Source organism: Microbulbifer sp. ARAS458-1 (assembly GCF_045348205.1).
Taxonomy (GTDB): Bacteria; Pseudomonadota; Gammaproteobacteria; order Pseudomonadales; family Cellvibrionaceae; genus Microbulbifer.
On sequence record NZ_CP155838.1, the window covers coordinates 1,274,033 to 1,287,815 of the forward strand.

At 58.1% G+C, this 13,783-nt stretch carries 9 protein-coding genes; 5 read left to right on the forward strand and 4 right to left on the reverse strand.

What is annotated here, in order from left to right:
• Nucleotides 1–10 precede the first annotated feature (10 nt).
• The 3 genes from AAFH99_RS05145 to AAFH99_RS05155 are packed head-to-tail and all read left to right on the forward strand — an operon-like array spanning nucleotide 11 to nucleotide 3,275.
• Nucleotides 11–1,378 carry a hypothetical protein gene (locus AAFH99_RS05145; protein WP_406828859.1) on the forward strand — a complete coding sequence of 456 codons (1,368 nt, stop codon included), beginning with the start codon at nucleotides 11–13 and terminating at the stop codon, nucleotides 1,376–1,378.
• Nucleotides 1,378–2,121: an OmpA family protein gene (locus tag AAFH99_RS05150; RefSeq protein ID WP_081848207.1), complete on the forward strand. Its 744-nt coding sequence runs from the start codon at nucleotides 1,378–1,380 to the stop codon at nucleotides 2,119–2,121. The genes AAFH99_RS05145 and AAFH99_RS05150 overlap by 1 nt, the downstream gene beginning before the upstream one ends.
• Nucleotides 2,121–3,275, forward strand: coding sequence for a hypothetical protein (locus AAFH99_RS05155; protein WP_406828860.1), 1,155 nt, complete (start codon nucleotides 2,121–2,123; stop codon nucleotides 3,273–3,275). Before AAFH99_RS05150 ends, AAFH99_RS05155 begins: the two co-directional genes overlap by 1 nt.
• A 103-nt stretch (nucleotides 3,276–3,378) precedes the next feature.
• Here the strand turns inward: AAFH99_RS05155 and AAFH99_RS05160 are convergent, their stop codons facing one another.
• Both AAFH99_RS05160 and AAFH99_RS05165 read right to left on the reverse strand, forming a co-directional pair.
• Nucleotides 3,379–4,008 (reverse strand): L,D-transpeptidase family protein, encoded by a 630-nt coding sequence (locus AAFH99_RS05160; RefSeq protein ID WP_231492087.1) that lies wholly within the window; start codon nucleotides 4,006–4,008, stop codon nucleotides 3,379–3,381.
• A 539-nt stretch (nucleotides 4,009–4,547) separates the two neighbouring features.
• Nucleotides 4,548–6,203, reverse strand: coding sequence for an alpha-amylase family glycosyl hydrolase (locus AAFH99_RS05165; protein ID WP_406828861.1), 1,656 nt, complete (start codon nucleotides 6,201–6,203; stop codon nucleotides 4,548–4,550).
• 296 nt (nucleotides 6,204–6,499) lie between these two features.
• Here AAFH99_RS05165 and AAFH99_RS05170 point away from each other — a divergent pair, with 296 nt between their 5' ends.
• Nucleotides 6,500–7,678, forward strand: a complete 1,179-nt coding sequence (locus AAFH99_RS05170; RefSeq protein WP_406828862.1) for a hypothetical protein — start codon at nucleotides 6,500–6,502, stop codon at nucleotides 7,676–7,678.
• Between the two features lie 89 nt (nucleotides 7,679–7,767).
• Nucleotides 7,768–8,592, forward strand: coding sequence for a hypothetical protein (locus tag AAFH99_RS05175; protein ID WP_406828863.1), 825 nt, complete (start codon nucleotides 7,768–7,770; stop codon nucleotides 8,590–8,592).
• Nucleotides 8,593–8,626: 34 nt separating this feature from the next.
• On the opposite strand, the gene malT is transcribed toward AAFH99_RS05175, so the two are convergent.
• Both malT and AAFH99_RS05185 read right to left on the reverse strand, forming a co-directional pair.
• Nucleotides 8,627–11,353: an HTH-type transcriptional regulator MalT gene (gene malT / locus AAFH99_RS05180; RefSeq protein WP_406828864.1), complete on the reverse strand. Its 2,727-nt coding sequence runs from the start codon at nucleotides 11,351–11,353 to the stop codon at nucleotides 8,627–8,629.
• 217 nt (nucleotides 11,354–11,570) lie between these two features.
• Nucleotides 11,571–13,715 carry a carbohydrate-binding protein gene (locus AAFH99_RS05185; protein WP_406828865.1) on the reverse strand — a complete coding sequence of 715 codons (2,145 nt, stop codon included), beginning with the start codon at nucleotides 13,713–13,715 and terminating at the stop codon, nucleotides 11,571–11,573.
• Nucleotides 13,716–13,783: the final 68 nt, after the last annotated feature.

A 13,783-nucleotide genomic window follows, 5' to 3' on the forward strand; every position in this document is an offset into this window, starting at 1 on the left:
GATTGCTTCCATGTCTGAATTTTTGCGCTCTGTCTTTGTTGCCCTGAGCCCGGATGCGGTTACCGAAGGCTTCCTTTCCCTGATGCTGGTGCTGTTTGCGCTGGCGCTGGTGTTCCGGTTTGCGCGCCGCGCCGGTGAGTTTGTCGAGCAGGCACCGGGCCTGCTTACCTCTCTCGGTATCCTCGGTACCTTTACCGGCGTCATCATCGGCCTGTTTGAATTCAGCCTGGCGGATATTGACCAGAGTATCGCCACTCTGCTGGATGGTCTGAAAACCGCCTTTATCACCAGTGTGTGCGGTATTGGCCTGTCCATCGTGCTGCGCGCGCTGACCCGTTTTATTCCCATGCCCGGCGACAATGCGCCGGAAACTGAACTGTCGGATATTCACCAGGCTTTGCAACAGCTGCAGGGCGCCCTGGTGGAAGGGCAGGAGCGTCAGCTCAAGCAGAGCGAAACCCAGTTGGCGAATTTTTCCGAGCAGATGTCCAGTGCGCTGGTCGCGCAAATGGAGCAGGTGGTGACCCGTTTCAACGAGCGCGTGGAAAGTCAGTTTGGTGAGAACATGACCCGCTTTGGGGAAAACTTTGCCCAGTTTGACGGCATGGTGGAAACCCTCACCCGCGAATACAAAGCCCACGAGGAGCGGGTGGAATACTGGTCCGAGCATTGCGATACCGCGGTGATGGGGCTGGTGCAGGTGGCGCGGGATCTACAGCAGATCCATCAGCAACTGGCGGAAGTGCCGCAATTCTTTGAAGGTATGCAGGGGGTCAACGATCAGGCCCGCACGCAGATGCAGGCACTGAACGAACAGCTGGAGCGCTACCGCGGTGTGAGTGTACAAATGCAGGAAGTGCTGCCGCACCTGGGTGAGCGCATCGATCAGTTTGTGCAGGGTATCGATGTGGTGCAGCAGGTGATGACCAGTGACATGAAGCAGTCGTTGGTCAGTATTGCCAAGCAGAGCGAGCTGCTGGGTGCGCAGATCGAGTCGGTATCCGGTGCCTTCGAAAAAATGTCCAGCCTGGATGCGGATTTCATCCAGGGACTGGTACAGGAAACTGTCACAACCCACCGCAATGGTATGCAGGAGCTGGCGCTACAGCAGGCGCGCACCCACAAGGAAATGGTGGATGCCCTCAGCCACGTGATCCGCAAGAGTATGGGCGATGCGGAAAACTCCATCGGCAAGCAGTACCAGCTGGTGGAGCGGAAAATGGAAGAGGAAGTGGAAGGGGTTATCGCAGCCATGGGCCAGGCGCTGGCGACTATCAGCGGCCAGTTCACCCGGGATTATCGCCAACTGGTTGCGCAGATGCAGCGTCTCACCACTGCCGCCCAATCTTCTGAGCGCGCCCGTGAGGAAATCGCCTGATGAACTCGAGGTCCGGGTTTTCCCGTTCCGGCAGATTGGGTGTGGGCAGGTCTGGCTCCGCGCGCACCGACAGCGACGCCTCCTGGATCAGTGTCTCTGACCTGATGGCGGGCCTGATGATGGTATTCCTGTGTATTGCCGTGGCAATGATGCGCTCGGTGATGATCGAGCGGGAAAAGATCCGCACCATCGCCATGTCTTACAAAGAAAACCAGCTGGCCATCTATGAGTCTCTGCAGAGCGAATTCGCCCCGGATCTGGCGCGCTGGGGGGCCACCATTGACCGCGATACCCTCACGGTCGCGTTCAACAACTCCGATGCCATGTTCGATACCGGAGAGGCTGCGCTCAGCGACAGCTATCAGGTGGTATTCGAGGAGTTCTTTCCCCGCTATATGAATGTGCTGGCTCCATACAAGGCTTCGGTGGAGGCGGTACGTATCGAGGGTCACACCAGTACCGGCTGGGGCCAGACCAGCGACCGCAACGCCAGCTACTTCAACAACCTGCGCCTGTCCCAGGATCGCGCACGTTCGGTACTGCGCTATGTATATACCCTGGACGAAGTAACCACTCACCACGCCTGGATGATGCAGAATGTGGCGGCGGTCGGATATTCTTCCTCGCGACCGATTTACAATGCCGACGGCAGTGAGAATATCGAACAATCCAAGCGAGTGGCCTTCCGCGTGATCACCAATTCCGAAACCAAGATCCACAGCATCCTCGAGGAGTCTTTCTGATGGGCCGCTGGAGCCGCCATCTGGAAGCGCTTACCCAGGCGATCTCCGGCATGGGGGCGCCCCCCCGTTCCGAGGACGCCACCGCCCTGCAGGAATTGCCCGAGGTGGAAGATGCAAGCGGGGTCGCTGCGTTGCCATCGACAGGCCAGGGGGATGCGGAAACTGCATTGGCCGACGCATCGGGTGCGGTGCAGAACAGTTCCATCGAACAGGCCCTGATCCAGGGTATGGAAGTGACCCTGGGGGATCTCGATCAGACTGCCCACGGCTGGATGTATCGCGGCCAGCCGGTAATGGTATTTGCGGTAGACGTGGCAGCGGTGGAAGACCAGCAGGTGCGTCGGGAGTTTTTCCATCGGGTACACCTGGCGAGTTGCTGTGGCGCGCTGGAAGATCCGGCCCAGGTGGTGTGGATCGGTACCGCGCGGGAAGCGCTGGCAGCGCCGGGCCTGGAGGGCGCCCCTCATGCCTGCGAATACTGTCTTGCCAAGGTCAATCACCGCGGCTATCGCAGCCTCGGGCCGAGGGATCGCAATCGGGTCGCCGCCGGCTTCAGTTTCCACTGGCATGTCAGCCAGTATGCGCAGGAATTTTTTCCCGGCGAGACGGCGCACTTCTGGGCGCCGGGAAAATTGCCACAGCCGCTACTGACCACTGACTCGGACGAGCCGCAGCAGGGCACCTGCGGTGTGTGTGAATGGCAGGTGCCGGTGGGCGAAGAGTGGTTTATTCCCGTCGAGCGTGGCGAAGCGCTGGGTCTTGCTATCGATACCTGTATTCTCTGTGCACAGCAGCAAGCCATGGGGGTGTTGACCCTACCGGATGAGCGAGCACTGGAGGCGAGCCACGCCCGCTACCAGGCGCAGGTCGCTGGGGAGCCTGTGGTTGACTCGGGAGATAATGAAGAAAGTGCGCGCGACTGGACACGGGTACGCCGCCTGCTGCCCCTGTCGTGGCACCCGCTGTGCGAGCAGTTGGAGCGAAAACTCTCGGCACCGGTGTTGTTTCGCGGGTTTACCGGCTACGAAGGTGTCGCGGTGCTGGCGTGGCCGGAGCATCGCCGGGGTATCGTTGCCAGCGAGGAAGACCGCAATCTGTTGCCGGAGGGGTGGGATTTCTGGACCATGCGCAGTGTACTCGGCAGCCTGGGTTGATCCGTTTGATTGATCGGCAGAAGTTTCCGCTAGTTTTCAGCAAAAAGGGCAGCGTAAGCTGCCCTTTTTGTTTTGCTGTTACTTCCGATTGGTGCCTACCGTATCACTGACGAATGGTCACCTTGGTTCCCATCGGGGCGTTTTCATAGAAAATTTTCGCCATATGCCAGGGCAGGCGGATACAGCCGTGGGATTCCGGACGGCCGGTGACCTTGCCTGCGTGCATACCTACCGCGCCATTCACCCGCATAAAGAAGTCCATGGACGCGCCGCGGAATACGGTACCCGCAGGTCGCTTGTCGCGACGCACGTCCACACTCGCTTTGCGCACATAACCCGCGCGGTCTACATAGTGGCCAAACAGGTTCGAGCGGTGATCGATATCTTTTTCCGATACGCGGAAGCTGCCGGTGGGTGTGCGATAGCCGGCAATGCCCGTAGCCACCGGTGAGATGCCGGCGAGCTGGCTGCCTTTATAGAAATAGGCGCGCTGCTCGCTGATATCGATGATGATGTGCGGCGCTCCACCAACCACATCCCGGCGCCACCAGGCACTGCCATCGGTCATGGATCTGTGTTGCTGGTAGGGGTAGGGGTAGTCACCGGCCTGCGCCACGGGTGCAAAAACGGCCGACGCCGCCAGTACCAGGCTGGTGCCAATAGCGATTTTCTTGAAGAGATTTTTGGCCGAGTTTTTAACGGAAACTGTCAAAGAATTGGAAGAGCCTTGCATGCGTACCTCATCTGCTCTCGCGAGCAATTTGCAGGTCGGCGTCTTTGTGCTTACCGGTGATGGCAGGGGTTTGCATCCACACCTTTTTCCGAGGCGAACGAAGCCCTGCACCCGCGTGCACTAACTTGACCTGTGAATTTCCCCAAAGCGGCGAGCCGGTGTGTCCCGGATTGGCCGCGGGATGAGCCTGCCTTTCAGCACTACTGGAGCGCAGTCCTCTGGGCAAGTGAGAGGCATGGTAGGGTCTGGGTTTGGCGCCTTTTACATTTAAATGGAATGACGGGGGTCGCTGATAGATGCGTTTTTCCGTCGGGCAGATAAAAAAAAGCCGGCTGATGAGCCGGCTTCAAACCAATCCAGAAAGTCTGGAAAGCGTGCTTTGACGAGAGAGCAACTAATTGACGATCTTATTGAGAGGTAACCCTTTGAGTACGGGGGGCCGAAGCGGTTCGACACACTCGCGCAAGGGGGCGCCAGTTTCTCAATAAAATCCGAATTTCCTGAGGGTTTTCCTGTTTATCTGTACTTGCGCTACGCGCTTACTTGCGGAAAAAGACCCGCGCGCCAGCCACCGGTAGCTTGACCGTATCGCCGTCCACCGCCCCACCAAACCACTTCGGGGTAATGTCATCGCTGCCAACAAACTCTGCGGGCAGGGTGAATTCCGCGGCCTCGTGGCCCAGGTTCAGCACCACGAAGTAGCCTTCGCCTTCACCGGCACCGCGTTCAAAGACCAAAAGGTCATTGCCGGTATCCAGAATTTTCTGGCTGGCGGTGGCCAGTGCCGGTGGCAGCTCCGCATGCCACTTCAGCAGGTCGCGGAAGCGGTTCAGCATCGCGTACTGGTCGTCTTCCTGTACCGAGGCGGCCAGGTGGTAGTGTTCTTCCGCAACCGGCAGCCACGGCTTCACCTTGGAGAAGCCCGCATTGATTTCACCGCCGTTGAACCAGGGCATGGGGGTACGGCAGCCGTCGCGGCCCTTGAACTCCGGCCACAGGTTGATGCCGTAAGGGTCTTGCAGGTCTTCGAAAGCCACTTCCGCTTCCGGCAGGCCCAGCTCTTCACCCTGGTACATGCACACACTGCCGCGCAGCATCAGTTGCATCAGGAAAAACAGCGGCGCGCGGGCGCGGGCGGCTTCAGGGTCGAAGCCCTTGTTCCAGCGGGTGAACGAGCGCGGAACATCGTGGTTGGAGATGGACCAGCAGGGCCAGCCTTCCTCGATCACCTGGCGGTTTTTCTCCAGGGTGTCACGCAGGAATTGCGCGCTGCAGTCTTCCGACAGCAGGTCGAAGGAGTAGGCCATGTGCAGGCGGTTTTCCGTGGTGTACTCGGCCATGATCTTGTGGGTGTTGTCGTCGCCCACTTCGCCCACGGTGGTGGTGCCCGGGTACTGGTCCATCAGTTCACGGACCCGCTGCAGGAACACCAGGTTCTCCGGCTGGGATTTGTCGTGAATGTGCCACTGGTACTCGTAACTGTTCACCGGCGGCAGGCCGTTCTTGTCCAGCTTGACCGGGCGCGGCGGATTGTTTTCCAGCGAGCGGTTGTGGAACGCGTGGTTGATGGCGTCCAGGCGGAAACCATCGACTCCACGGTCGAGCCAGAATTTCAGGTCGGCCAGCAGCTGTTCCTGAACTTCCGGGTTGTGCAGGTTCAGGTCCGGCTGCTCTTTTAGGAAGTTGGTCAGGTAGTACTGGCGGCGGCGGGTGCACCAGCGCCAGGCGCTGCCGCCGAAGTTGGACATCCAGTTGTTCGGCGCGCTGCCATCCTCTTTGGCATCCGCCCACACGTACCAGTCTGCCTTGGCATTGTCGCGGCTCGCGCGACTTTCCTCGAACCAGGGGTGCTGGTCGGAGGTGTGGCTCAGGATCTGGTCGATGATGACCTTGAGGCCCAGTGCATGGGACTTTTCGATGACCCGGTCAAAATCGTCAAGATTGCCGAAGATCGGGTCCACATCGCGATAGTCGGCTACGTCGTAGCCGAAGTCCGCCATCGGCGACTTGAAAAAGGGAGAGATCCAGATGGCGTCCACGCCGAGTGATTTCACATAGTCCAGCTTCTGGCAGATACCCTGAAGGTCGCCGATACCGTCGCCGTTTGCGTCGCAGAAGCTGCGGGGGTAGATCTGGTAGATAACGCTGTTGCGCCACCATTCCCCGTTGTGATGACTGTTGGGATTACCGCTCATGCCTTGAGTCCATTTAGGGATACTTTATTAGGTTAGGGTCAGTATGGCGGCGTGAGAGTTGGCTTTCCTCCTCCCCAAATGGGGGGGAGGGGGGATAAAAAGCGGCTTAAAGGCTGGGGGTGACCCGTAGTTCATAGTTTTGCCTGCCCGCACCAAGGGTGAGACGTGGGGCTGGCGGGCTCAGCGCAATTACACAGATGGTACTGACGTGCAGGCAATAATCCTTGAAGGGGATTTTAGCGCTCTTTAAGATTCCGTGCACTTTCACAGGGAATTGAAATACGGCAAGGAATCGCATGAGCCTCCCACGTACCTCTCTCCAGCTTTCACCCCAGAACACCCCCCTGATCGCCGGGAAAAATGCCGGCAAACTCATCCGCTGCGCCACCGAATATCAGGAAAAATTCGATCGTCTGCAACGTGCTGCCGAGCGCAATCATTATTGGGCGCTGATCGCCGTAAAAGAGTTGAATGCGCTCACAACCGGTATGTTGGGTAAAAACAATGTGTATGTTCGGCCCGGCGAGCGCCAGCGCGGTACTGGCAGTGAGAAATACTATGTATTTCTGCCTGGGTTGAAGGCGACGGTGGTGCGTTGGATGAATGACCAGTTTTGTATTACTGAGCTGGTGATGGATGACAACTATTACCGAGTAAAGGATCTGGACGGCACGCGGATGGGGTTGTATCGCGTAGAAAGAGGTCGGTCAGACGCTTGGCGCTCGACGTATGTCAATGGTGGGAACGTTAAGCCCCAAAGCGGGAGACTAGTTACCGTAGCAGATGCCAAATATGGGACTGCCAATGATGCGGCAAAGTTTAGTGTGCCGGGTGCGTTCGAGTTTCTTGGAAATAATACTTCTGCAATTCGTGCTGGTGGGTGTGATCTCCACTTCACTCCAGGAGCTAGCCGATTGGGAGGGTTGTATTGTTACAATCCTTTGAAAGTCAATGAAAGCCGGGCATCGGCTGTACATTTGGCGCGCAGCATGGAGAACGCACGAGATATTAAGTATGTATCTTGGGTGGCTGACTTTGGCGGATCGGCGGTATTAACACAGGCAATGCAAATACTGGTTGATAAGGGTGTAACCCTTGAAGGGCATACTGTGTACTTTCATCGCCCCAGAACATCGCCGGCTAAAGCTTTACGATTGGCGCATGAATTGCAACTCAATATCAATAAAGAGTTTGCTGATACAGGCTTGAATCTAAGAGGCGCATTAAGCCAATTTTCTGTTGCGGGTGAGCGAATCAATAATAGTCATGACCCCTACGATAGAAATTTTCACGTAAAAAAATGGCTTAAGAGAGTTGTAGCTGTATCGACCCCAGTGGGTGTCGCTGGTGCAATAATTGCTGGTCCAACAGGTGTAATGTTAGGCGGTATTGCTACTGTAATAGGTGGCGCTGGAGCGGTATTTGCTCTTGGGCAGAGTGTGACGAAAGACTTGCGGCATAAATTGGATTTATAGGTGGCCTTGTGAGGAATTACATAAAATACCCATCGCTAGAGTGGCGGAAAAAAAGTGAATTCTGCAGGCCCAGAGGTCCAAGTTTTCGGATGGCCAAAAAGGTTTCATTGACTGTAGGCGGAAATCGAATTGCTTTAACGGCGCCAGCGCACAGTTCAAGGTACTCGAAGGTCGGAAAGGTAAATACGCCCGAATGGCAAGATGTTTTGCAGGACAATTATCTTGGGAAATACTCCGAGGGTGTTATGTCCAACGACCGCTGGGGAAGTATCGATTTATTTGGGCGTATGTGGGCGTTTTACGGACCCTGGATGAGTGGGTGTAAAGGCGCTTTAAGCCTAAGTGTTAGCGTTATAGGAAGGCGGAATGCATATCAATTTCCGGGTCTCTCATTTCTTAATCCCAGAGCCTTTGAGATGGTATTGGTTCAATATTTAAATGACCGGTATGGTCATGAAAACTGGGGGGGGGAGGAGTCACATAAGCCGCGGTATCACGGTCCAGTAGACTGGCTGCTTCATAATCATTTTCCTGTGCCCAGTGCCAGTTTCAAAATTTACAATCAGGGAGAAGACTCCAGTGATCTCGCCTTGCCTGATCACTTATTCGTGTTTCCGGTGACTAATCAGCACTTTGTAGAAGTCTGTTTTGTGCAGGAGTATTTAAGTCGTGACCAGAAGGGGGGAGTAACTTTCGACACGACTCCCATGCAGGAGTTGCAGGACAAAATTTTCAACAGTATTACCCTGAAACTGGGCCCAGAAACCCAGGCCCGTGTCGACCAGATCAAAGCCGAAGTCGGTGATATGCAGCTCTGCAAAGAATTCGCCCCCCTCAAGTGGCCCACCAATATCTACCCGCCGGAGCCATCCGAAGCTCCGCAAATGCAAAAATCCCTGAAAGCCGGTTGTTAAAACCGGCCTTTTGTTTTCGGGCTGAGGCTTCGTATCAGGGCTTATCCTGCACCGATCGCAACAGCTGTTCCGCCAGGGCGATGGCCTGCTGGCGGTCTTTCACATCGAGTTTCTGATACAGACTGCGGATATGGGTCTTGATGGTGCTGGGGGCCACCTTGAAGTGCCGCGCGATGCGCTCGTTGGAGAGGCCGGAGTGAATGGCGTTCAGTACCTGCCACTCCCGCGGGGTCAGCGGAGAGTGACGCAGGAAGTCCGGCACGGCGTCGCTGGCGAGGATCTCGCGCACGATGGTTTCGTCCAGTTCGATTCGGATGCCGCCGCCCAGTTCCGGCTGCTGTTGCGCGAGTTTGATCAGCTGCTGTGCCTTTTCCACCTGGGCCTCGTTGAGGGCGTGCTGCCCGGTCTCTTCCAGGGCGGCCTTGAGTAGTACGATCATGGGCTTGCCGACCTGCAGGAAGCTGGCGGTCAGGTCACTTTCGGTCATGATGGCGAGGGCGGCATTGAGATGGCCCAGTGCGGTTTCCCGGCGTTCGCGCAGCCAGGCGAGACGGGCGGCGAGTACGCAGTTGCGCAACTGGTCGGTGATCAGGCCGCACTCCTCTGCCACCTGTTGCAGGCGTCCCAGCAGCCGGTTGGCATCGGACCAGCGGTGCAGGGAAATCAGCGCGCGCACATGGTTGCGCCCGTAACACTGCTCAAAGTGGTTGCTGGGGCGATCCGCCACCGGCTCCGCCTGTTCCTGCCAGGTGGCGATGGCCTCGGTATTTTCCAGCGCCTGCCATACGCGCATGCGCGCGGCGTCCGCATTGGCCACCCAATCCCGGTGGTACTGTTCGCCGCTCAGCAGGTGTTCCACCCGCTCCATCCACTCCAGGCACTCGTCCTTGTCGCCGCGGGCCAGGGCGACCTTCAGCAGCAGCGTGTATTCCGGCAGCAGCCAGCGTTCGCCGACTTTGCGGTTGATCTGCATACCGCGGCGGGCGGAATCTGCGGCGCCGTCGAGGTCGCCGGCCTCCCACTGCAACTGGCCTTTGAGGCGGTAGATAAACTCGGAAATCGGCAGGCCCACCAGGTGGTGTTCTTCGACCAGGCGCTGGGCGCGCGCCTGCAGGGCGGCGGCTTTTTTCAGCAGGCCGTTGGCAAAGGCGATTTCGGTCTGCTGGCACAGGGCCCAGGCCGCATTGGGAATATCCTGCCGCGCGAGGGTGGCTTTCTCCACCGCTTCCATATGGTGCATGGCCTGATCCAGCTCGCCTAGGCAGAAGCTGGTTTCGCCGATCACCAGCTGCGCGGATATGCGCTCGTTCAGCTGATCTGCGGGGAGAAGCTCGAGGGCTTCCAGGGCGTATTCCTTGGCCTTGAGGATCTGCCCGCGGGACACGGAAACCTGTGCACGCATAGCGGCGAAGGCACCTTCGAATGCCTGCCACTGCTTCGGGTCCTCCCGCTGCAGCCAGCTCTCCGCCGCTGCCAGCAGTTTGTTGCAGCGCTCGTAGTCAAAGCTGTCGCGGGCGAGCCGCGCAGCCAATAGGGCGAAGCCTGCGTGGCGTTTGATCTGGTCTTCTCCCAGCCAGTTGAGGGAGTCATTCAGCACCCGGAACTGCCCCTCACGCAGGAACTGTTCGCCCTGTTCGTCGATCAGCCGGTGCACCCGCTCGCGGTCCTCTGCCTTGAGGGCGTGGCGCAGGGCTTCCAGGGGCTGTTGGAGCTCCTGCCAGGTGTCGCTGGCGGTCTGGTGTAGTTGGGTGAGTTCGTCGCCATCGGACAGCTGGCGCTGCAGGAAACGCGCGAACACCGGGTGGAAGCGGAACCACTGGCGACTGGAATCCTGTGCCTGCAGGAATAGCCCGCGACTGGCAGCGGTTTCCAGTTGCTGCTGGCCACCGCTCTGGCCACTCAGGCGCTCCGCCAGCAGGCCGTTGACCCGGGTGAGAATGGAGGTGCGCGCCAGTAGCTGGCGTAGCTCCGGCTCCAGTCGCTCCAGCACTTCCTCGGCGAGGTAATCGAGAATATGTCCGTGGCCCTGCTCCAGTTCGCCCAGGTAGCGATCCACTTCTTCCTGGTTGCGCACCGACAGGGCAAACATCTGAATCGCCGGTGGCCAGCCTTCCGACAGCTGGTGCAGCTGGGCGACACGGTCGCTGCCGAGCGCAAATGGCAGGCGGCGGGCAAGGAGCTGGGTGGTCTCGTCGGTGGTCAGTGCCAGGTCTTCCGGCCCCAGCTCCAGCAGTCGCCCCTGCAAGCGCAGGGCGCCGAGCCCCAGTGGTGGCTGGCTGCGGCTGGTGATCACCACGCCGATACCGGCTGGAGCGTGGCGCAGCAGAAAGCGGGTGGCATCGTGTACCGCGGTGTTGTCTATCTGGTGGTAGTCGTCGAGGACGATACGCAGCTCACTGGGGAGCTGGCGCAGTTCCGACAGCATTTGGCTGATTACCAGGGAGGGGTCGAGATTGTGTTGCGCGGCGAGAATCTTGCTGGTCTCGGGCACGCCGTTACCGGTGGCGCGGTGCACGCTTTCCACCAGGTAGCGGCAAAACTGGCCGGGTTCGTTGTCCCCGCCATCCAGTGAATACCAGGCCACCGGGTTGTCCTGCTCCGCGGCCCAGGAAGTGACCAGGGTGGTTTTACCGTATCCGGCGGGGGCGGTAACCAGTAACAGCTGGTCACTCTGGCTCTGTTCCAGAAGGGACTGTAACCGGGGCCTTTGCAGGGTATGTTCCGGGCAGTCGGGGAGGCTGTACTTGGAGGCTAGGAGCATAGCGTGGACCCTTCCCAAATGTTCTGGCGCAAGTGTTAAGGCGCAATTGTACACTCTGAGTCTGCCACTACCCTGCGGGGCCCGCCTCCCCCTCGCTGGGGGTGGAGGCTCATATAAAAAAGCCCACATCGCATGATGTGGGCTTTCGCAGAGGGCCGCGTGCCGCCCGGCAGTCTACAACCGGGTTACTGGCGCTGAAACGGCCTGATCAACGCGGTTACTCGCAGGTGCCAATGGCTTCCCAGGGGCCGCCGTCGGTGGGAACATTATTTTGGGTCCACCATTTTGCGCGGTAAATGGTGCCCTGATACGAGGCCTGGTCGTCGCCCACATACACCGCGTTGGAATCCCATGCCGCAGGGCAGCTGGTGCCCTCTGCAAAGGTCACCACAAGAGTGTGGTTGGCGGAGAGGTTGCTGAAGGTATAGCTGTCGGCGACCGCCTGTGTCACGCCATCGACCACGATGCTCGCTACCTTGTAGCCACTGTCGGGAATAAAGGTGACGGTAAAGTCGCGATTGCCGCGGGCGGAGATGGTGCCGCTGGTATCCGGTGCCGGAGACAGGCTGCCGCCGCTGCCGGAGACGCTGGTGGAAATGTCGTAGTACACCGGAGTATCAATGGTGATATCGCTGTAGCTTCCGCTGACGCCAGTAAAGTTGCTCGCGTTGATGTCATTTACATTCGTGTCTACGAGGATCAGCTGCTTATTGTCGCCGCCGGCGGCCGCAGGGGTGAGTGACAAGACCGCATTGTCGCCGTCCTGAGCGAGCTGCAGATCGCTGAAACTGTATTGGAAGGCACCCATGCTGATCTCAGTCTTGGCGGCGTCGAAGCTGTCCACGCTGACGATCATGTTCCAGCCCCAGGTCTGCCAGCCGAGTGATACGATGTAGCCGAGGCGGTCGAAGCTGCCGGTGACGTTATCGAACATATCCCCATGCAGATCGTTGAGTGTCAGGCCGGGCAATTCTATGTAGCTGTAGATGCCGCCGTCGGCCGCCTGTACCCCGACAAACACTGAGCCATTGCTCTCGTAGGCTTTGAGGTGTTTAAAACCGATACCGGCACTGCCGCGGACTTTATCGACCGCTGGATCGAAGCCAGAGGCTACCTGAGTGCCGGACCAGGCAATGGTGTACACATTGGAATTGACAATCACCGCGGCAACGTCGGCGTTGACCTGAGCGGCGCTCGCGCCCTGGATAACAACAGACTGACCGGCAAACTGCAGTTTTGCTCCGCCACTGACATCACTTACCACCAGTGCCGCAAGCGGGTCTTGCGCGGTCCAGTCGCGCAGGATGATACGGTCATCACCAATGGTGAAGTCTGTAAGCGTGGTGGTAGAGCCAGACTGTTCATTGAGCAGCACTATATCGCTGCCACCACCGGTAATGACCAAATCATTGCCCCAACCTGCAGTCAGGGTTTCGTCGTATGGTGAACCCTCGATGGTCTCACTCGCCGGCGTGTCAAACAGGGTGTTGAAACCACCGAACTTGTGCACGTACGTGGTGATACAGGTACCGATCTCATCGCAGGTGATTGAGTCGTTGGTCAGCAGCGCACCGGCACCCCAGGCACCGCGCAAGTGGGCGGCGGCGAGCAGGCCGGACATGGTGGCCTGAATCTGAATCGGATCGCCATTCTCATCGGTTCCAGGCCAGCTTTTTGCCAGCGCCTGTCCCCAGGTCATATTTGCATCTTCCAGCAACTGGCTCATCACGTTGTAGTTGAAACGCATTGCATCGCGAATAACGAGCTCCTGATTGGCGGGGACCTTCAGGTCCTCAAAAGAGTGAATGCCATTCTTGCCAACAAAAGTACCTTCCCAGCGATTGATGTGGGTGGACAGCACATAATTGCCGCCGGATCCGGGAATTTCAGCCAGCGCTTCTGTTTCGCACCCGATCCAGGTGCTGTCGTCGAGAAAAATATAAAAACTGTCGTATTCGGTACCGTCCACATCAACACTGATCGGGCTGTAATAGCCCGAGTCGATCAGCAGCGCTTCACCAAGTTGATAGCCTACAAAGCCCCAGGCATTGGTGGAGTTGTACTGCATCGCCTTGTACATTTCGGCGTCGTAGGGGGTGGAGGAGTCGTACAGGTGATCAATACCAAGTTTGGTAAAAAACTGGTTGATGGTGGTCGCTTCCGAAATCATGCTGCCCGTAGCGCAGTCGCGCACGATTTTTCCCGGCTCGGTAACTTGGGCGTAGGTGTATACCGGGTTGTCCAGATTTGCCAGGTAGAAATCCGCAAGAGCGGGGTTGATACCGGATTCGAAGTCGCGCAGCGTGTCGAGAAAATCCTGCATGCCGCCGTTCGCGGACGCACTGACCGTGTGCGCGGACAAGCATAAACCAGCCGCAATAAGCGCGTGTTTGGTTTTCATAATTAGCCTTATTATTTATTGAAGGTGAT